A 21303-nucleotide genomic window follows, 5' to 3' on the forward strand; every position below is an offset into this window, starting at 1 on the left:
GAATCATTATACAATCTAAAACCACTTATTCTGTTGGAATTAACCAATGGGCAAGTGGTTTTTTATGTTTTTAGAGAAAATTTTTGTGATTACCAAAAGAAGTTAAAGGGAAAAATTAAAATTTAAAAACACCGGCTTTCGCGAAAAGTTGGTGTTTTTTTATATCTTTTTCTTAAATTTTGTATTTAGAAGAATTCTGTTTATCTTGCAATTCTTTAATCATTAATACATTCGTATGTTTTTTTAGAACAAATATTTTTATACAGAACATGTCAAAATCCATAAACAGTTGACAAATACTTCGAAATAAAATTGTTTAATACGTCGATTTCTAACTATTTAACAAGTTATATGAAAGAGAAAGTCGATAAAAAAGTTTGCGGTATTTTCAAAATTTGTCAAAATACTCATTATTAAAAGCTTAGAATTGTTAATAAATTATTAAATATTTTATAGTTTTTTATCATTTTATAAATTCTCGTAAACTAGCAATGAATTCTATTAATTAGTAAATTGCATGAAAGGGGGATACAAGTAGGCTTTTAGCTTGATTCAGGAGGTGACGATATAGAAGCAAAAAAAAGAAATGATAACTTTACATAATCGATAGGGCAAATTCAAAAACGAAAGCTACATAAATTATAGTGTACAAATGAGAGGAGAATCATTTTGAAGCGTAGAAATAAGATTGCTGCATTATCGACCACTTTAATGATTTCGATGTATTCAACATCCGCATTCGCTGCTGAGCCAGGGCTTGATAAAATGCCCGGACCAGTGGATCCTCAGTCATGGGTGAATCCAGACGATATGACCTGGAATGATTATAAACCAGTCCCTGGTGTAAATTGGAGTACTGATAAGAGTATTCAACCGGAATCAAACCTTAAAGGAGCTTTGATCTTGGTCGATTTTCCAGGTCAGGATTTTATTTTGACCTTGCCTAAGGGGAAAGATCCTATCGGTAATCCTCAAGTCAATGCCGTTCCTCGCGAAAAACTCGGGGAATTTTGGACAAATTACTTGAATGTTCCAAGTGAGCTAAATCATTATCAGACAATCGATGGCTTTTGGAAAGAGAACTCATATGGAAAATGGGGCGTAACCCTTGATTCTTACGGTCCTTATCGCTTGGATAAATACGAATTTCAATATGGTCTTGACAGTTTTAATCCTGGTTCACTGCCAGGTAATTATAAAACAGGGAATCTCTTCCAGGATGGTATAAATGCAGCAACAGCAGACATAGTCGCATCAGGAAAAAACTATGACTTTGCGTTCATTGTACATGCTGGCTATGATGAATCAACCGTTTGGCAAGAACTGGGAGAAATGAAGTTTATGAATCAGAACTCGGTGCCTGCTGAATTTGGGCCACCGAAGAATTTAACTGGATTTGAGAATATGCTAAACTGGGCAAAAACTCGTTATGTACCTTGGACTTCATGGTTTGCAGCAAAATCTATTTGGTCTGCTGCATCGAGTGCAACATTAAATGGCAAATCGATTCGTGTTTCGATTCAAGGTGAAAGTGATGGCATGTCAACATTTGCTCATGAATTTGGTCACCTTAAGGGACTGGGCGATAACTATAATAATGCAGCTCTAGACCCTCGAACCTACTCGGGTTATTGGGAAACGATGAGTCGTGGGTCATTTAATGGTCCAGGTGGAACGCATACACGCTGGATGATTCCGGCAACCCTTGGATCTTCGTTACCAGCACCACATACGCTTCGAAATAAAATGAAACAGGGATTCCTATCCAATGATGAAGTCCTGCAGCTCAACCGTGATGAATTAAAAGAATCTGGACCTGTGTTTGCGGATATTATCGCACGCGAAGTACCAATTGGCAGTAAATTTGGTCGAACTGGACTTCACGGAATCAACATCAGTATGAGCGATTTAACACCAAGCAATTACCTAAGCGGTGATTGGCGTAACGATATGATCGGTAACGTAAACAACGCTAAGTACAATAACTACACTCTAGAAGTTGTAGACCGAGTTGGTGCGGATTCCTTTGCGGCCGATTCAGGTGTATTGATTTCAAAAACGAAAAATGCAGAAACTGCACCGTTCATTTGGCCAGTTGATTCACATCCAGAAGATATCAGACTGAAGGACTTTACAAAGCCTGACGGTACAACAGTATCGGTTACAAAAGGTGACCCACGTCAAGCCCTGGATTCTTTATTCCATGCAGGGAATGGGGCAAGTTTGGTTGGCGGTAAATTCGATGGTTCTATTAGCCAAGACGATGTTGTCAGTGAGTACATCGATCCATACAATAAACTACAATTCTATATTTTAGGGAAGTACAAAGGCAATGACGGTGTACTACATTACCAGGTTGCCGTACGTAACACGGAGGGCTCAGGTGCCTATAAACGCGGGGTAAATGTAAGCGCTGGCACTTTACAACCGGCTGTAGCGGGCAAAGTGGCAGTTTATCATTTTAATGTTACTAATACTGGTGAAGCAAAGGATCTTATTCGTGTTAACGCTTCTGCAGGTGATAATTGGACAGTTCAACTTGAAAACAAAGTTGTAGCAGTTGAACCGGGTAAAACAGTTGATGTACCTGTTTATGTGAAAATCCCTAAAGGTATGACAGCTCCAGCCAATATTAACTTTACGGCAACTTCAGAAACAGACTCAAATAAAAGCGCTACCGATAACAATCTTGTGCTGAACAATCTAAATGCAACAAGTGTAAGTTCTATGATCGATAGCTTTGAAAATGCGGGAGCTTTCAAAGCAGGATCTGCGCAAGCATTGAAGGCACATTTGAATTCAGTAGAACAATTTGAAAAGAAAGGCTCTGCGGATAAGGTTGTCAAACATATTAAAGATTTTAAAGGTTTTCTAGATAATGAAAATGCTTCGAAAAAGGTTTCTGCAAAAGCGTACAATAATTTAAAAGCGAACACCGATGCAATGATTGAGGTTTGGCAATAGATTTGATTTATTGTTCAGGGGAGATTAACTGTGCCAGAGAATGGAAGAACACTAAAGTATGAATCCTTCATAAAAAATGTGAAAACATTTAGTTCATAAAATAATAAGTAAAAGTGAAACCACTTTCTATTGGATAATGAAACAATGGAAAGTGGTTTTTGTGTGTTAAATTAACATAATTAAAAGGCTCCCATTAATGATCGAAGCCTTTAATGAATACGAACTATTTAGAACTCTAGAGAGAACAACCATTAATTGTTTTTTTAAAATTTATCAATTTCATCCTTTATTTTTCTATTCAAGTTCTGTAATAAACTATTTTCTTTAGAACGTTTTGATTATTATGTATACTTATTTCAATTTTCATTCCGGTTAATCTTTATTGAGTTGCATAACTTTGGGATATACCGAAAATTAACAACCTTTTTAAATGAGCAAATTATTAAAAAACATTTAAACTTTATGTTATAATGAACATTGTTTTGAGTTTTCTAAATATTTTAAAATTAGTTAATCAGCATTGCGGGGGTGAAGGAATGTCAGTTTTTAAAGATTTGTTTTGGTTTTTCAAACAAGAAAAAAGAAGCTATGTATGGGGAATATCTCTTTTAGTAATCGTTGCAATTTTAGAGCTACTACCTCCGAAAGTTATTGGTTATGTAATTGATGAAATGATAAAAAACTCACTTAATAGTAAAAACTTACTTTTTTGGGTAGGTTTAATTTTTATTAATGGGTTACTTCTTTATGCATTTCGATATTGGTGGAGGAGATTAATATTTGGTTCTTCTTTAAAATTAGCTAGACAGCTTAGGGATGATTTATATAATCATTTTTCAAAAATGTCTCCATCGTTTTATCAAAAAAATAGAATTGGAGATTTAATGGCTCACGCAACAAACGATGTTCAAGCAGTACGCGAGACAGCAGGGGCAGGTATCTTAACTTTTGTTGATTCTATTATTTTAGGTGGATCGGTATTAATTATGATGGCAGTATCAATAAGTTGGAAGTTAACGCTTATTAGTCTATTGCCATTACCTGTTATGGCCATTTTGACTCAGTATTATGGTAAATTATTACATCAACGTTTTCATTTAGCACAAGAATCATTTTCAGAATTAAATAATAAAGTTCAAGAAAGTATGAGTGGTTTAAAGGTTATCAGAAGTTTAGGGCAAACAAAAGAAGATGTAACCGCTTTTAAAAATCAAGCAGATTTAGTAGTGAAATACAATATGAGAGTTGCTAGAATTGATGCACTTTTTGATCCAACAATCATGTTGGTCGTTTCGATTTGCTATATTATTGCGGTTGTTTATGGTTCTCGATTAGTTATTGCAGATGATATTACTGTTGGGCAATTAATTACATTTGTTACTTATTTAGGAATATTAATATGGCCAATGCTTGCAATTGGATGGTTATTCAATATTGTCGAAAGAGGCCGCGCTTCTTATGATCGAATACGTTCTTTATTGAGTGTTGAACCTGAAATTCAAAATAAAAAAAATGCATTAGAAAAACTTCCGATGGGTGAAATAACTTATTCAATTGATTCATTTAAGTTTAATCAAGAATCAAATTTTGAATTAAAGGACATTTATTTTAATGTTCAAGAAGGTCAAACAATTGGAATAGTTGGTAAAACTGGTCAAGGAAAAACAACTCTTTTAAAACTTTTATTGAGAGAATATGAAGTAGTTAACGGGAGTATTTCAGTTGGCGATTTAGATATTAAAGATACAACTTTATTATCTCTAAGATCACATATTGGTTATGTACCTCAAGAACATTTCTTATTTTCTTCATCAGTTAAGGAAAATATTGCATTTAGTCAAATTGATTCTTCAATCGAAACAGTATATAAAGCTGCCGAGATTGCTAATATTCATGCAGATATTTTAGAATTCCCGTTAGGCTACGACACGATTGTAGGAGAAAGAGGAGTCTCATTATCCGGTGGTCAGAAACAAAGAATTTCAATCGCTAGATCTTTAATTAAAAACCCTAATATTTTAATATTAGACGACTGTTTATCTGCAGTGGATGCGAAAACAGAGGAAAAAATATTACACTCTTTAAAGGATGAAAGAAGTGGGAAAACAACATTTATTACTTCTCATCGTATGAGTGCAGTCATGCATAGTGATTTAATCATCGTTTTAGACGAAGGAAGAATTATTCAACGAGGTAAACATGACGAATTAGTTCAAATTGATGGTTGGTACAAAGAAATGTTTGAAAGACAACAACTAGAAGAACTAGTAGAGCAAGGAGGGAGATAAAATGAATCAGGAGATTGAAATCGATGCTTCAAGGCAGAAAAAAGATTTAATACGTCTTCTTTCATTTCTAAAAAAATATAAAGTTTTACTGACTTTTGCATTTATTTTCTTATTCCTTGCAACAGCATGTGAAATGTATGGTCCAATTTTAGTTAAAAGATTTCTAGATGATCATTTAATGAAGAGGTATTTTCCAAAAGATACAATCATAACGTTATTTTCTATTTACGTTGCAATAACACTCGGAAAAATTGTTTTATCATATTTACAGCTTTTAATGTTTCAACAAATTGCTTTTAAAGTTGTTCAAGATATAAGAATGAAAGTTTATGAGCATGTACATTCATTAGCATTTTCGTTTTTTGATAAAACGCCAATTGGAAGTATTGTATCAAGAATTACAAATGATACAGAAGCTATAAAAGATTTTTATGTTAGTGTGCTGGCAACTTTTATCCAGCAAATTGTCTTTTTAGTGGGAATCATTATTGCGATGTACTCATTAGACGCTAAATTAGCAACGATTTGTGTAGGGTTAGTTGTAATTGTTTATTTTATTATATTAACCTATCGAAAAAAGAGTTTTCCATTTTTTATGGAAACTAGAGGGCAGTTAAGTAATTTAAATGCTAAATTGAACGAACACTTACAAGGTATGTCGATCATACAAGCATTTAACCAACAAAAAAGATTACAAAATGAATTTGAGGGAGTTAATAAATCTCACTATAATGCAGGTGTAAAAACTATACGATTAGATTCTCTGTTTTTAAGACCAGCAACAGATTTAATTTATACAATTGGTATAATGTTTGTTCTTAGCTTCTTTGGAATTACTTCTTTTAGTAATCCAGTCGAGATTGGTACAGTCTATGCATTTGTAAGTTATTTAGAAAGATTTTTTGAACCAATCACGCAAATGATGATGAAATTATCTTTATTACAGCAAGCTGTCGTATCTTCATCTAGAGTATTTGACTTAATGGATGAAGAACAAAAAGCTCCTACTAAAGTAGGAACTGACTTACCAAAAGTAAAAGAAGGAAGTATTGATTTTAAAAATGTTACATTTGCATATGACGGGGTGCATAATGTAATTCATGATATTTCATTTTCAGTTAAACCTGGTCAATCGGTGGCCTTTGTTGGTCATACAGGAAGTGGTAAGTCAACAATCATGAATTTATTATTACGTTTTTACGATGTGAAAGACGGAGAAATTCAGATTGATGAACAAAAACTATCAACATTTGAAGAAAGTGAATTACGTTCTAATATCGGATTAGTTTTACAAGATCCTTATTTATTTGTTGGAGATATAAAAGGGAATATATCTATGTATAATAACAAAATAACTGAGAGCGAAATTAAAGAAGCATCCGAATTAGTAAGAGCGAATGAATTTATTGAAAAATTACCAAATGGTTATGATGAGGCAGTTGTTGAAAGAGGTTCAACATTATCAAGTGGTCAGCGCCAATTAATCACGTTTGCTAGAACGATCGCAGCTAAACCTACTATTCTTATTTTAGATGAAGCAACTGCAAATATTGATAGTGAAACAGAAGAAGCAATTCAAGAAGCTTTAACTGAGATGAGAAAAGGTAGAACTACGGTTATCATCGCTCATCGTTTATCAACAATTCAAGATGTTGATTGCATATATGTATTGCACAAAGGAAAAATCGTAGAAGAAGGTAACCATCAACAGCTTCTTGCAAAACAAGGATTATACTATAATATGTATCTATTACAAAATAAAGGGTCGTTATTATTGGCCGAGTAATGAAAAAGTAGCTGGATTTTCTAGCTACTTTTTTATTTGGAACTATATTCAAAAGGATATTAATAAAAATTAACCCATAATTAATAAAACCATAAAGTACTGATTAATAGATCAAATGCGATTGTCATTAGTTTGATGCCTAAAATTATTCTAGTAATCACTGATTAACATATGTATTTTAGAATGCACTAGCGTTTTAGTGTTTAAGTGGGGAATTTTACTGAAATATACTAAAAAATTTAAAAATAATTATTTTATAATAATTAAAATTTGATTAGATGAAATAATTAATATTAAAAACTTAATAAACTTTTTCTAATTTGGTTTAATTAAAGTAAATTTAAAAAAGGAAAATATTACTAAAAATATTACGATATTTGTTGTAATTGTTCGAAAAATGGTAGTTTTTAGCTATTTGTATCGAATAATATTTCTTTTGTTAGATTATTTCGAGAATTATAATCGATAACAGAGAATAGATTTAGTATTTTTGAATTTAAATAAAAAATTAAAGGATATTAAATTGTTATTCTACTATACTAGTCTTTCGATATTGAAGTTAGACGTACTCAACAAGGAGGAATATGCTTTGAAAAACTGGAAAAAACCATTAATGACAGTAGCAGCGGCAAGTTCTTTATTATTAGTTAATGCACCAACCTTTAAAGTAGCTGCACAAGTAAATAAGGAAGTAGCCCAAGGGACAGGGGCTGCTGTACTAGACGGAACTAACTATTTTGGAGACATGGATCCTAATACTACTTTATCAATCGATTTTGTTTTGAAACTTCAAAACAAAGATGCGTTAGAAAAATATATAAAAGAAACAGTTACACCATATTCTCCTCATTATCGTAAATATTTAAGTGTTGATGAATTCAAAGCTAAATATGCACCAAATCCAGCTTATATCCATTCCGTTACGTCTTACCTGCAATCATATGGTATTAAAGCTGATGTACATGCAAATAATTTAACAATTACAGCAACAGGAACAGTAGCTCAATTAAACAAAGCATTAAATGTAGAATTAGAAAATGCTAGTTATAAAGGAAAAAAAATTCACTCTACTAAAAAGAAGCCAACTTTACCAAAAGTAATTTCAGATAATATTTTATGTATTTTAGGTTTAAATAATTATTCAAATTTAGAATCAAGAGCTGTTAAACAACCAACAATTATTGATAATAAGGATGTACCAACTGGTCCTCTTAGTTTAACACCACAGGATTTACAAAGTCATTACAATGTTAATCCACTTTATAAAAAGGGCGCAGATGGTGCTGGCCAAACAATCGGTATTGTAACCTTAGCAGAATTTAATACAGATGATGCTTATAAATTCTGGGATAATATGGGGATTCAAACAAAGCCTAACCGTATTAAAGTAACTGAAGTAGATGGCGGTTCTGGATGGGATGGCTATGAAGAAACTACTTTAGATGTTCAGCAATCAGGTGCAATTGCTCCTAATGCAAATATGAATGTGTATGTAGGTCCAAACTCAGATACTGGATTTGTAGATGCATTTTCAAATGCAATTAATGATAATGTAGCAAAACAAATTTCAGTAAGTTGGGGTTCAAGTGAATTGAGTATTGATTCATACGTACAGCAACAAATGGAAGCACCAGAGTACGAAGATACATTTAATCAACTATTTATGCAAGCAGCAGCACAAGGTATTTCGATGTTTGCAGCAGCTGGTGATGCAGGTGCTTATGATGAAACTAGAGGTACAGATAAAGTATTTAAACTGACAGCTGATTTCCCAGCAGCAAGTCCTTACATCACTGTAGCAGGTGGTACGACATTACCTTTCCAATTCCACTCTAGCTCAACAGGTGTTGATGTTAAAGTAGGTGAAGAACGTGCTTGGGGATGGGATTATTTACATGATTATTACAAAGCTAGAAAACTACCAGATGCTAACTTAGTGAATGGCGGTGGTGGAGGTTTCAGTACTCATTTTGAAACTCCAGACTATCAAAAAGGAGTTAGTGGAGTTAACAGTTTTACTGCAGTAGATGAGTTTACTATTTCACCAGATTTATCAAATGTCACATACAAACAACCTACTGTTATTTCTGGACAAGGTACAGGCCGTAACCTTCCAGATTTATCAATGGCTGCAGATCCATACACTGGATACTATGTGTATTTAAGTGATCCAGGTAAACCAGGTTCAAATTCTGGATATGCTGTATTTGGCGGAACTAGTTTCGTATCACCTCAACTGAATGGTTTATCGGCGCTAATTAATAGTGCAGATCACACTCAAGTTGGTTTCTGGAATCCGCAAATTTACCGCTTCGCACAACAAAGCTCATCGCCTTTCACACCATTAAACAAATCAGGTGCTGAAAACGATAATCTATTCTATTCTGGTACACCAGGCACGCTTTATAACCAAGCTACTGGACTTGGAATACCTGATGTAGCAAAATTAGCTGATAAATTTAGTACTTCAGATAAATAAATTTAAAAAGAAAAAGTCGCATATTATTGCGACTTTTTTTGAGTATGGAAATATAAAATGGTCAATAGGGAAAATAGAGATTATCTGAACATTTATTTAATGATGAAATTATCATTTTTTTGGATGATCTATTAATGGTTTTAAATGTTAATATGTTTGAGAAATTCATGTTCCAATAGTCACTAGTAATGAATTTTTTCGGTAGTTAAAAATATTATGAGCTATATTTTAGAAAAACAAATTAGTTGATTAGTTTAATTAATGTTCGATATTAATTGACCTACAAGCAGATTAATATACAACAGTTAGGATACTCTAAGTAAAGGCTATTTGATAAGGTTTTATTGCAGTTTGTATTTTGATGAATACCCCGCAGGCTTGCCGAGGAGGCTCAGGTCTCTCCCCATGGAAAGCGAGCATCCTGTAGTGGAAGTCAACATCATTCGACTCCTTTTACGAAAATTTGGTAATTTAATCGACAAGGTTGTTTTTCTTCACGCTGTTTATTATTTAGACTAGCTTATGAATAGATAATAACTAAATAAAATAAAGTTTCATCACTAAAACCGTTCCTATTGCTCCAAAAACAACGAAAATGATATGTAATCTAAGTAATGATAAGATAATTGCAACTAATCCACCAATCAGTCCGACACTCATATTTCCTTTTTGAACACTTAATATTCCTGGGAAAATTAATGCACCCAATGCAGCATATGGAACGCCTTTTAACCAAGAGGATACCCAGTTTGGAAATTGAATCCGATCAACTATAAATACTGGAATAATACGGGGAATCATAGTCACTAAGCACATTCCTATAACAAGTAAAAAGACAATCATTCTTTGTGATCTCCTTTCATTAATACAATTGCAAGTAAACTAGCAAGAATAGAAGACAAAATTAATGACCAGCCTTGACTTAAAAAAGAAGAAAGGATGAAATTTAGAAGCATACTTACTAATACGATTAAACACGCTCTCCAATTTGTACGAATGGCTGGGGTTAGTAACCCGATAAACATTGCGTATAAAGATATTCCCATGCTTTCACTAATAATCTTTGGAATAAATTTAGAAAAAACAACCCCTAAAATAGTACCGCTTATCCATGTACAATAAGCAATTGTATGTAATGTAATCAAATAAGTGGATGAATAACCTGCTGAATTGCTTTTTTTACCTAAAGTAGTAACAGCAAAATTTTCATCTGTAAGTGTGATAGATAAGTAGACTCTATGCCAAAATGGTAGGGTTTTAAATTGATGATTAAATGATAGACTCATAACAAAGTTTCTAAAATTTAAAATAAATGTAGCAATATAGATCTGGAAAAAAGTAACTCCTGCCAAATACATGGATAATCCCATAAACTGACTAGCTCCAGCATAAACAAGCGCACTAAATGAAAGAGTATTTAGTACATCAATGTCAGCTTGCTTTGCAATTAATCCGAATGTAAAAGCAACTGGTAAATAGCCAATAATTAAAGGAACAGACGCTAAAAATCCGTCCTTCATTTCCTTACTACGATTCGCTTTTGTGTGTGTAGTTATTGATTGTTGCAAAACAGTAGACATGTTAAGTTATAAACTCCCTTCAATTAAAATATCCTTTAGTAAAATTAGAACGTTGAGATGACAGCTTTTGAAAATCATTCCTTTACCTTATATTTCCGTATACATGCTTATGTATTGTTGAAAATTGGTTGGCCATCAAAGAGTGTCATATGATTATACTATAAAAATGAGGAAATTTTCATAATAGTAAAAATATATTTTTTTTTTATTTAAGCACTTTTTTAATTTTAAAATTAAAGTGCATTTGAAGTTAAAAAAAAGAGGAGTTTTTTGAAATGCTATAAAAAATTTTTGACTTATTCATGAAATTTATAAATTATAGGTAATATTTTCCAATAATAAATGATAAGGATTAATAATAAAAACATACTTGGCCATATTTTTTTAAACATTTTTCCACCTTAATAATAATTTAGTTTATTAACAAGTGTGCCGAAACTTAAGAGAAAATATTCCATTTTAATCACTATTCTACAATTTTTGGTAATTAATGAATTATTAGAGGTTCTTAAAATATGTGTACGATACGGTCTATTAACTACTTTTAATACTAAATAAAAAGCAATTCTGTTATAATGTTAACTAGAATGTAAAGATGGGAAGGGATGTAAGTTAATGGGGGATTTAAATATTGGTATTGCATTTGGAGCGGGATTTCTCTCCTTTATTTCTCCATGTTGTCTACCGATTTATCCAGCGTTTTTATCGTATATTACAGGGGTATCTTTAAGTGATTTACAAAATGAAAAAAGAATACATAAAAGTAAAATCTTACTACATACTTTGTTCTTTTTATTAGGTTTTACAATAATTTTTATCGTTTTAGGTTTTAGTACTTCCATAATTGGCTCTTTTTTTATGCGTTATCAAGACTTTATTCGTCAAGTTGGTGCGATTTTAATTGTATTTTTAGGATTAGTCGTAACGGGTATATTTCAGCCGAAGTTTTTAATGAATGATCGTAGATTTCAATTTTCAAAACGTCCTTCAGGATTTTTAGGTTCTACTTTAATTGGATTAGCATTTGCGGCAGGTTGGACACCTTGTACTGGACCAATTCTAACTTCAGTATTTGCCCTTGCAGTTAGTAATCCAGGTTCAAGTTTATTCTATATGTTAGCATACACATTTGGATTTTCTATTCCATTTTTTGTTTTATCCTTTTATTTAGGCTCGCTAGGTTGGATTAAAAAGTATTCACATAAAATCGTCGTTTTTGGTGGATATCTCATGATCATAATGGGAATTATGTTATATTTTGATTGGTTAACTAAAATTACAATTTATTTTACTAGATTTTTTGGTGGATTTACTGGATTTTAAACATTATTTTTCCAATGTAAAAAAATGCAGGATTTGAAGTAATTGGATTTGCAATCGATGTGGTAGAAGCAGTATTATATAATAATTAAAGAACAAAGGTTGCAAAGATTGAGTGCTTTTTATTCACAAAACTGTATTAATAAGTTTCAGCATATAAGTATTATTATTCTTTAAGAATGAGAAAAAGGTAGTGAAAAAAATGAGTAAAGATATGAGTATAATTTTTAGCACAGTTTTAGCAACTTGTATGGCTTTAGGTGTAATTGTCGTTAGACTAAAAGCTGCTAAAAAGCCAACAAATTTAAAAAAAATAATTTTACCTCCATTTTTTATGAGTAGTGGAGCTTTAATGTACTTAGTACCTGAGTTTAGATTAACTGGTTCTGAAGTATTAGAAGCTGTTTGTATGGGAGTATTCTTTTCGTTATTTTTAATTAAAACGTCTAAATTTGAAATTGTAGATAATGAAATTTATTTAAAAAGATCAAAAGCATTTGTCTTTATCTTACTTGGTTTATTAGTAGTTCGAATCGTGATGAAGTTATATTTAAGTTCATCAATCGATGTAGGCCAATTAAGTGGTATGTTCTTCTTATTAGCATTTTCAATGATTGTTCCTTGGCGCTTAGCAATGTACAAATCATATCAAAAAATGAGAAGACAGCTTCCATCAAATACAATTATTACATGAAAAAACGTGTACCTTATCGGTACACGTTTTTATTTTGCAAGTAAATGCTTATAATCAGTAAAATCAATTTCTTTTTTCTTCAATGTTTTAACTAAAAATGCATGATCACGTTTAGGGGTTGCTTTAATATAACCTTCAATAATTAAACCTTGTGTAATTTGCGGAGCGTTAGCTATTAGAGCTAACTCACCAATTTTTCCTGCTATTTTATCTCGAGCTATATCTCTAAATAAAGTTGGAACAGGTTTTACTAATTCTTCAAGTAATTCTTTCTGTTCAGTTGACCATAAATGTCTTGTTTGTTGTAAATATTCTTCCTGCCAATCTAAAATCGATTTCCCATCCTCTTTAGGTAATCTTTTTAAAAACTTTCTGAACATAAAGTATCCGCCGATTGACATCATTCCTAACAAGAAAATTGTCCATAAGACAATCATAATTTGAGAAAAGAACGAAAACATATGTATCCTCCTTGTATTAGGTAAACATACCACTATTATAGTAAGAAAATATGACAAGTATCAAGCAAGTACATATGTTTTTTGTCAAAAAATGACCATTTATTTTTAAGTACTAGTTTCATTTTAAGTATTTGAATCATATAGTAGAAAAAATAAAGAAAAAAGTCGTAGAGGAGGCGAAAGAATGTGAAACAAACTAAATTCTCTTCTCACTTTACTTTTCTGAGTGTTTTATTTTATTTGGCCGCAAGCTCAATATTCCTAGTCATTCTGTACAAGTTAATATCAATGCTAGTAGGAAATGGAAATGAAATTAAGACTTATTTGCAAATCGCTGTAGTCGTTATTGTTTTAAGTATTACAGCTTTCCGCCTAATTCGAAGTGATATTGTCTTAATCCAGGATGAAATTATTATTCATAAAGGCATTCTAACAGTTAAACTGAAGGTCAATGATATTACAGAAATAAAGCAACTAGTCGAAGTTTTTGGAAAAAATAAAGAAATAATAACCTTATTAATTCATATTAACGAGTCAGTACAACCAATTATGTTAACCCTCGAAAATCCAAAAGCCTTTATAAGTGAACTTTTAAATTTAAATTCTGACATAATATTTGATGAAGAATTGATTATTTTAGTAAATAAAAATAATTAATAAATGAAAGCCAAGTTTATTTAAATGTAGACTTGGCTTTTTGTTTTGTAAAATAGTGAAGTCTTTATTAAGTGAAACCAGATTTAATAACATATTTAGACTATGATTATAAAAAAAGTTTATGTAAGTCGAGATTTCATGCTTCCTGTAGATCATACAGGAGACGATCAACATTCAGATGAAAAAAGCGACATTCTTTATTCTCAAGTTTAGATTGGTTGTGCTTTTGGTGATTTGGTATTTGTTCATTTAAGGAACACCTTGGATTTGATGTAGGATAACCTTTTAATGAATCCAAACAGTATGGTGTTTCCTACACATTTTTTTGGGAAAACGAAAGAGTAAAATCACATCAAATATGCGGCTATTTTTAATGTGGTATAAGTCAGATTATTTGCATAATAATAGTATCTAAAGTAGTTTTTCTACTGAAAACACTGCTATATAAGCCTGAATGTATAGCTAATCCCCACCTTTTGAAAAAACATAATAAAGGAGGAGTGTTATGCTTAAATCAAAAAAAGGCATCATTTTTTTAGCTGTGTTAATACTTTTTGCACTATGCTTTTTCATAAGAACTTCTTTTCAAAAGAATGGAAATAATGAAAAAAATATTGTAAAAAGTATTCAATCAATTAAAGGTAATGAAAGTAAAGATACAATTGAAATCCTAAAAATTTTTGATTCTAATAATGGCAATGACCGAACCGTTGCATTCCTATATAATAATTCTCCAGGATATATACATTTCTTTAAAAATAAAGATGGAAACTATAAAATGACATATAGTGAAAGTCGTACAAATGCTTCTCATGCGTTGTTTTTTATTAAATTAGGAAAAGTCATGAAAATGGATCACGTACTTATCGTTACAAACGTAGATACAACTCTTACAACAATGAAATTAACAGTTATTGGTGAATCAACAAAAAAATTTGTATTTAACTTACATCCAAAATCTGCCTCATTAATTAAATTAGAAAATATGCCTAAGCCCCTAAATGGCCATGATTTTAGGTTTGAATATGAGTATTTTGAAAAAAATGGTAAGCAGGTTAAATAAGATAACTTATCGATTTAACGCATGCAATAGTTGAAGAACCTTTAAGCTGCTTCGGTAGCTTTTTTTTTCGAGGAAATGGCAGGATAGTTGCATAGGAAACAAATGATTATATGTTATATTAATTAATAAAACGTCCATCTGGGGGAGAACTTTTGGCTAAGAAATATAGATACATAACGATTGGATTAATAATAATTTTATTACCTGTTCTAATTTGGATTTCATACCATATTTATATGACATTCTTCGCACCACCTACTTTAAGCTATATTCCAAAAGGTAAATTAATCGAACAAATTAAGTCTCCAAATCAAGATTATACTTTAAAAGCGTACGTATCGAGCGGAGGAGCAACAACAGACTATGCTATTAGGGGAGAATTAATCTTTAACAAAAAAGATATTAAACCTAAAAACATTTATTGGAATTATCATGAAGAGAAAGCAAATATAAAATGGATAAAGAATAACACTGTGATAATAAATGGTCATAAACTAATTGTTCCAAATCAAACTTACGATTTTCGTAATGAGTAAAACACGATTGAACGAAAGCATTCAACACTTGAAGTTCGCGAGCCGCTAAAATGCGGTGCAAAGAATGATTCAATCGAATCATTAAGAATAACCAATATATACTTATTAAACTTAAAAGGGGTCAAATATTTATGACTGAATCGCAAATTATTATTGGAATTCCTGGTATTTGGAAAAATAGAACTGAATTAATACAGACCGTTGCTACTAAAAGTGAAGGTTATTTGATGGCTGGAAATATCATACATAACGCACAAAAAAACATTGGATTTCAAGTTGAAGTCTATGATCATGAACCAAATCTAAAGGAATCATTCATTTATGCATGCAGAGATTCCTTTCAACAATCATTACTAGATAACAAACTTATACCATATATATAATTGCAGATGTAGGAAATATAGAAGATGTAAAAGAAGTTGTAGATGTAGGGGATGCCTTATTAAAAGCAGGAGGATTAGCCATTAAAATTGAATCTTCTGGTGTTGCTTATACAAAAAAGGAGTGGAACGAACTTAATTCGAATAATGAGATATTTCCTCTCTATTCACATTTTGTCACTCTAATTGGAGGAGAGGAGTGTTATTTCTCATGTGGTATGAAGGCATTTTGTCTGCCAGACGTTGTAACTCCGTCTACAATTGACCCTATAGAAGCAGCTGACATTTTAAATAATTTTAATTTCTAAAATATAATTGAGAACCCAACTTTTAATAATGGTGAAAAATTTAGTATCAGCGAAGACGGCCATGTATTAAAGATAACTGCAATTAATGATGATAGATATGATCAAGAGGATTTGTATTTTAACCCATTTGGATTGCTAGAATTAAAACAAATATAAAAAATATTTAACGTATTTCTTATGCAACTAATTCAGTGCAATTGTTCCTTTAGAGTTACTAAAAGTTGTTTACTTTGACTGCCTTTTTTTAACTTCTAATTGCAATATCTTAATTTACTAATGGACATTAATAAGTATTTAAAACTTTAATTAAGAATAATTTTCAATTACAAGTGTTATGAATAGTTAGGTTACTTTAGTTTATGTTACAATGATGTACAGTACATAATTGTAGGGGGAATATAGCACTAATGAGTAAAAAGAAAAAATCTAATGGTAATCAAACGTTTGCTATTTCTGTATTTGTTGGAATAGTTGTTTTAGTTGGAGCATTATTTTTAGTTTCAAAATTGCAAGATAAAAAGACTGAAGAAGTTTATCCAGCAATTGCAGGAGTAAATCAAGTAAAAGTTGATGGGTTTGACACGAAGGATCAACCAACATTTAGCAATAAAAATGCAAAAGTTGAAGTAGTTGAATTTGGTGATTATAAATGTCCAATTTGTGCTCAATGGAATAAAGTAGTTTTTCCTCAACTTAAAGCCGATTATATTGATAATGGTTTAATCAATTTTTCATTTATTAACTATCCGTTTATTTCGAAAGATTCAAATTTAGCTGCACTTGCATCAGAAGTAGTTTATAAAACTCATAAAGATTCATTTTGGAAGTTTCAAGAGCAAATCTATTTAAAACAAGAAGATGAAACAACTACTTGGGCTACACCTGATAAACTTGCAAGTATTGCGAAATCTGTTATTCCGAATTTAGATGAAAAACAATTTAAAAAAGATTTATACAAAAAAGATGCAATGAAACAAGTTGCAAACGACGTTGCAATTGCAAACCATTATGGTGTTAACGGAACACCTACAATATTTGTAAATGGTAAAGCAGTGGACAACCCTAGCTTAGAATCAATTAAAGCAGCTATTGACGCTGAAATAAACAAATAATTAAGAAAGGTATGCGGAATTATCGCATACCTTTTTTGTATAGCAAATTACATTTTTTTCTTTACACGTGCATCTGCTTGAGCTGAACGCTCTTGAGCCTCTATATCCTCATGATCTGCTAATTCCGCTGAATACTCAACATCGAGTCCATCAGGCTTTACATTCTTATTAAAATTAGAATTGAAAGTACTTTGCTTATTCTTCAAATTAAACCCTCCATTATAACTAACTAATTTAAATTACATGTCGTGGCTACTATGTTTTTTCTGTCTTGTATGATTTTGGTTCTTTACTTTATGAGAACCGCTTAATGGTTTTGGTTGTCCACTTTCATGATCAATAGGGCTATTTCTTTTTGATGATTTGTTTGTCATTCTTGTCACCTTCCTTTAAGAATAGCTTTAGTCGTAAGCGAAAAAATATGCCGAAAAGAAATATTTACTAATTTATAATTGAAAGCGTTTTAATCATTTTTTTCTAATAATTTTCGATAACCATTTTCCATATATATAAATAAATTAATGAAAGGGAGGTATTTCTAATGATTTAATTCATCTAATATTAATACTAAAAATTGAATGTTGAGAAAATTATTTTTCATAATAAAAAACGACAAACAACAATTAAATCTAAGAAATTAATAGAGTAAAAGTTAATTTTTTTTAGTTTGTCTGACTCTTTTGATGTATGAAACAAGTAATTTGACCAATACTAGTAATAGTCAAAATGAAAGAGGAGACTGATACTGATTATGCAAGTACTAACAGTTTGTCTTATATATTCGGGTGTGATCTTACTCTATCTCTTGTTCAAGAAAGTTCAATATAATAAGAGACAAAAAAATGTGATTAATTTTTTCCTATACTATAATCGTAGAAAAAGCAATGTTAATAGAGATACGAAAAGAACAGGAGATATTATTTATTTAATGCCTCAATCGACATTGAACAAAGGTATTTTACGAAAGCGAAAAGATGATTTTGAGTAATGATCAAAAAATATTAAAAAATAGCAAGCAATTCTTATAAATTGCTTGCTATTTTTTTATTGTCTTTTTTTCGTCTTTTTATTGTTTAACTTATAATCTGCTGAAAGTGGCTCTTGTGCAGTTTCTTCATTAAAACCAGCAGCTTTTCCTTGCTCGATTGAAGCTGACATTCCGCTGGCAGAATTATTTTTACGTCTAGACATGATATTCCTCCTTCTATAAGGCCATTTTCGTAAACATATTTTTGGAATAGGTTTGAAAATTACCTTTTATAATCGATATTCTTTCCTATATTTTTTATAGTACCCTAAAAATTTTTTTGGTAATTAATGTGAGACGTAATGATAAATTGTTCAATGTCAGCACCTTATAATAGGTGTTTTTTTATGTTTGTCGTTGCTGGAATTGACGAGATTGAACAAGAAATAAAAAACTAACAGGATTAAAGACATGTCCAGGAGAAAAAAACGATATCTTTTAGACTATTTATTCAAACCGTATTTCAATTTTGTGAATATATTGGCTTATGTGTATGTTTGATTGTTTATTAAAAGCAAGCGAAGTTATTTTACGGGATAAGTCTTCCTAAGTAGGTTGGCTTTTTAAATTTATTTAAAAGGGGAAATCATAAATGACAAATCCAACTTATCACGAAAGAAATTTATCAAATATAAATAAGTTAGCTCCAAATACAAAGCAAGCAGCATTAAAGTGGTACAATTATTGTATAAAAAATAATATCGATGTTTTAATTTACGAAACGACTCGAACAAGAGAACGACAAGAAGAACTAGTTGATAATGGCAAGTCCCAAACTAGAAAGTCATATCATATTGTAGGTCAAGCATTAGACTTTGTTCCGATTGTAAATGGTAAAGAAGGGTGGAACTCATACAATTCTGAACCGTTTAAATCGGCTATTAATTATGCAAAATCCATTGGCTTCACATGGGGTGGGGACTGGAGTAGCTTTGTAGATGAGCCACATTTACAATTTGAATACAAAGGATATGGTACTGATAAAGCATTGGAAGCTAAACCACCTGCATATCCAGGAACGATCATAAAATCAGGTTCAAAAGGAAATAGTGTTAAATTAGTTCAAAAAGAATTAGGAATTACAGCAGACGGTATATTCGGTCCTATTACGGATCGGGCGGTAAGGAATTTTCAAAAGAAAAATGGCCTGACCGTAGATGGAAAAGTTGGCCCAAAAACTTGGGCAAAATTATTTGTTTAAGAAAAGGTAAAATCTTATTACTAAATTTAGTAAAATAACATTCAAAGTTTCAAATTGTAAAAATAAAATCTAGTTCAAACCCTGTATAAGTATTGTACAGGGTTTGTTTTAATATGCGACTAATCAAATCATATTGGCATAACGTTACATATAGCTTACATTACGAAAAAGGCAGTTTTTAACGAATGGAGTATAAAAAAAATATAAGATTGTAAAAATTCAAATCCTCCAATATGATGTTTATTGGACAAATACTTATTATTGGTGCTTGAAGCATTTCAGGAGGATACAGATGAAAAGATTTATCGAAATAGACATTGCAAGGGGGATCACTATATTTCTGGTAGTAATGGGACATACGGCTATTCCAATCTGGTTAAATAACATATTAAGAGATTTTAGAATGCCATTGTTTTTTTTAGTATCAGGGTATCTTTTTAGTAGTCAGAAGTACTTAAATGATACGCGTCTATTATGGATCAACAAATTTTATGCTTTACTTGTACCTTATTTTACTGTAGGGATATTATCTTATTTTTACTGGTTAATTTTAAAAATTGCAGATCCTTTAAGAACTGAATTTATATGGTATAAGCCTCTTGTTGGCATTTTATATGGAAATGGAGCTAATGGATGGTTAAGCTTAAATGTACCGTTATGGTTTTTAGTTTGTTTATTTTGTGTTCAATTACTCTATTGTTACTCACAAAAAATAATTGGTGATTTTAATGTTTACACCCAAATAGGTTTTTACTTAATTATTGGATTTATTGGCTATGGTATAAGTCGTTTTGTTTTTTTACCATGGGGTTTAGATATCGCTTTAGTAGCTCTTCTTTTCATGTATTTAGGGAATAAATTTAAGGAATATCAGTTATTAAATAAAATAAAACCAATTGGAATTGTATCAATTTTATCTTTAATAATATTCGGAATTGCTACTTATATCAACGATGCAGATATGAACAATAGGATTTATAATAACTTTTTTATATTTTATACAGCAGGCATTTCCGGAAGCATTGCAACATTATCGTTTGCAAAATTGTTGTCAAAAATGAAATTACCGACAAAGTTTTTTACTTTTTTAGGTAGAGAATCCTTAATAATTTTAATTTTCCATGTTGGATTTGCTATCGCAACATTGAAATTTATAGATAAACTTTATGTTGTAGGAACGATACATTGGTCCATATACTTTGCATTTGGATTAATAATCCCTATCTCACTATCGTTTTTCATTAAAAAGATCCCAATTTTAAACAGATTACTAAATGGGAAAGGAAAGCCAGTCGTTACAGAAAATACAATCAGTCAATTAAAGGTGTCATAATAAAGAGTGTAAGTTGAAGCTAAATTTGCATTATAAATAAGCCCTGTGTCCATTTCGGATACAGGGTATTTTTGTAATATAAATCATAATTTAGATTCTAAATGGTAAAAATAA

At 31.0% G+C, this 21303-nt stretch carries 19 protein-coding genes and 1 pseudogene; 14 read left to right on the forward strand and 6 right to left on the reverse strand.

The features are described 5' to 3' along the window. The first annotated feature begins 1341 nt into the window (after positions 1–1341). The 4 genes from AB1282_RS16040 to AB1282_RS16055 all read left to right on the forward strand — a co-directional run bounded on the left by AB1282_RS16040 (position 1342) and on the right by AB1282_RS16055 (position 9517). Positions 1342–2964 (forward strand): FIMAH domain-containing protein, encoded by a 1623-nt coding sequence (locus tag AB1282_RS16040; protein ID WP_429899531.1) that lies wholly within the window; start codon positions 1342–1344, stop codon positions 2962–2964. Positions 2965–3500: 536 nt separating this feature from the next. After that, complete coding sequence (locus tag AB1282_RS16045) at positions 3501–5252, forward strand: ABC transporter transmembrane domain-containing protein (RefSeq protein ID WP_429899532.1); 1752 nt, start codon at positions 3501–3503, stop codon at positions 5250–5252. Between the two features lies 1 nt (position 5253). Continuing rightward, on the forward strand, positions 5254–7038 hold the full coding sequence (locus AB1282_RS16050) for an ABC transporter ATP-binding protein (protein WP_429899533.1): 1785 nt from the start codon (positions 5254–5256) through the stop codon (positions 7036–7038). A 589-nt stretch (positions 7039–7627) separates the two neighbouring features. After that, a complete protein-coding gene (locus tag AB1282_RS16055) occupies positions 7628–9517 on the forward strand; it encodes a S53 family peptidase (RefSeq protein ID WP_429899534.1) in 1890 nt (629 codons plus the stop codon). Positions 9518–10054: 537 nt separating this feature from the next. Here AB1282_RS16055 and AB1282_RS16060 read toward each other — a convergent pair. Together AB1282_RS16060 and AB1282_RS16065 are read right to left on the reverse strand one after the other, a co-directional pair. Continuing rightward, entirely contained in the window at positions 10055–10360 is a 306-nt protein-coding gene (locus tag AB1282_RS16060) for an AzlD domain-containing protein (RefSeq protein ID WP_056476732.1), read from the reverse strand. Next, complete coding sequence (locus AB1282_RS16065) at positions 10357–11097, reverse strand: AzlC family ABC transporter permease (protein WP_429899535.1); 741 nt, start codon at positions 11095–11097, stop codon at positions 10357–10359. The genes AB1282_RS16060 and AB1282_RS16065 overlap by 4 nt, the downstream gene beginning before the upstream one ends. A gap of 615 nt (positions 11098–11712) precedes the next feature. Between AB1282_RS16065 and AB1282_RS16070 the strand changes: the two genes are divergently transcribed. Both AB1282_RS16070 and AB1282_RS16075 read left to right on the forward strand, forming a co-directional pair. Then, positions 11713–12420, forward strand: coding sequence for a cytochrome c biogenesis CcdA family protein (locus AB1282_RS16070; RefSeq protein WP_056476738.1), 708 nt, complete (start codon positions 11713–11715; stop codon positions 12418–12420). Positions 12421–12631: 211 nt separating this feature from the next. After that, positions 12632–13111, forward strand: coding sequence for a CcdC family protein (locus tag AB1282_RS16075; protein WP_056477344.1), 480 nt, complete (start codon positions 12632–12634; stop codon positions 13109–13111). A 29-nt stretch (positions 13112–13140) separates the two neighbouring features. Here AB1282_RS16075 and AB1282_RS16080 read toward each other — a convergent pair whose 3' ends face one another. Further along, a complete protein-coding gene (locus tag AB1282_RS16080; protein WP_056476741.1) occupies positions 13141–13572 on the reverse strand; it encodes a DUF2621 family protein in 432 nt (143 codons plus the stop codon). 186 nt (positions 13573–13758) lie between these two features. Between AB1282_RS16080 and AB1282_RS16085 the strand changes: the two genes are divergently transcribed. The 5 genes from AB1282_RS16085 to AB1282_RS16105 all read left to right on the forward strand — a co-directional run bounded on the left by AB1282_RS16085 (position 13759) and on the right by AB1282_RS16105 (position 17628). Beyond that, positions 13759–14229, forward strand: coding sequence for a hypothetical protein (locus AB1282_RS16085; RefSeq protein ID WP_056476744.1), 471 nt, complete (start codon positions 13759–13761; stop codon positions 14227–14229). 505 nt (positions 14230–14734) lie between these two features. Beyond that, entirely contained in the window at positions 14735–15292 is a 558-nt protein-coding gene (locus tag AB1282_RS16090; protein ID WP_429899536.1) for a hypothetical protein, read from the forward strand. A gap of 152 nt (positions 15293–15444) precedes the next feature. Further along, a complete protein-coding gene (locus AB1282_RS16095) occupies positions 15445–15828 on the forward strand; it encodes a DUF5412 family protein (protein ID WP_429899537.1) in 384 nt (127 codons plus the stop codon). Between the two features lie 131 nt (positions 15829–15959). Beyond that, positions 15960–16211 carry a hypothetical protein gene (locus tag AB1282_RS16100; RefSeq protein ID WP_429899538.1) on the forward strand — a complete coding sequence of 84 codons (252 nt, stop codon included), beginning with the start codon at positions 15960–15962 and terminating at the stop codon, positions 16209–16211. Between the two features lie 712 nt (positions 16212–16923). Further along, positions 16924–17628 carry a DsbA family protein gene (locus AB1282_RS16105; protein WP_056476749.1) on the forward strand — a complete coding sequence of 235 codons (705 nt, stop codon included), beginning with the start codon at positions 16924–16926 and terminating at the stop codon, positions 17626–17628. 47 nt (positions 17629–17675) lie between these two features. Here the strand turns inward: AB1282_RS16105 and AB1282_RS16110 are convergent, their stop codons facing one another. The 3 genes from AB1282_RS16110 to sspO form a co-directional block, all read right to left on the reverse strand. Further along, positions 17676–17834, reverse strand: coding sequence for a YfhD family protein (locus tag AB1282_RS16110; protein ID WP_082459648.1), 159 nt, complete (start codon positions 17832–17834; stop codon positions 17676–17678). Positions 17835–17867: 33 nt separating this feature from the next. Continuing rightward, positions 17868–18002: a small acid-soluble spore protein P gene (locus tag AB1282_RS16115; protein ID WP_082459649.1), complete on the reverse strand. Its 135-nt coding sequence runs from the start codon at positions 18000–18002 to the stop codon at positions 17868–17870. 670 nt (positions 18003–18672) lie between these two features. Further along, on the reverse strand, positions 18673–18819 hold the full coding sequence (gene sspO, locus AB1282_RS16120; RefSeq protein ID WP_429899539.1) for a small acid-soluble spore protein O: 147 nt from the start codon (positions 18817–18819) through the stop codon (positions 18673–18675). A 428-nt stretch (positions 18820–19247) separates the two neighbouring features. Here sspO and AB1282_RS16125 point away from each other — a divergent pair. The 3 genes and pseudogenes from AB1282_RS16125 to AB1282_RS16135 form a co-directional block, all read left to right on the forward strand. Next, a pseudogene (locus tag AB1282_RS16125) lies at positions 19248–19637 on the forward strand (M15 family metallopeptidase); the annotation flags it as partial. A gap of 6 nt (positions 19638–19643) precedes the next feature. Then, positions 19644–19856 (forward strand): peptidoglycan-binding domain-containing protein, encoded by a 213-nt coding sequence (locus AB1282_RS16130; RefSeq protein WP_390311451.1) that lies wholly within the window; start codon positions 19644–19646, stop codon positions 19854–19856. Between the two features lie 292 nt (positions 19857–20148). After that, entirely contained in the window at positions 20149–21189 is a 1041-nt protein-coding gene (locus tag AB1282_RS16135) for an acyltransferase family protein (RefSeq protein WP_429899540.1), read from the forward strand. Positions 21190–21303 lie beyond the last annotated feature (114 nt).

This window comes from Gottfriedia sp. S16(2024), from assembly GCF_050473765.1.
Lineage (GTDB): Bacteria > Bacillota > Bacilli > Bacillales > Bacillaceae_G > Gottfriedia.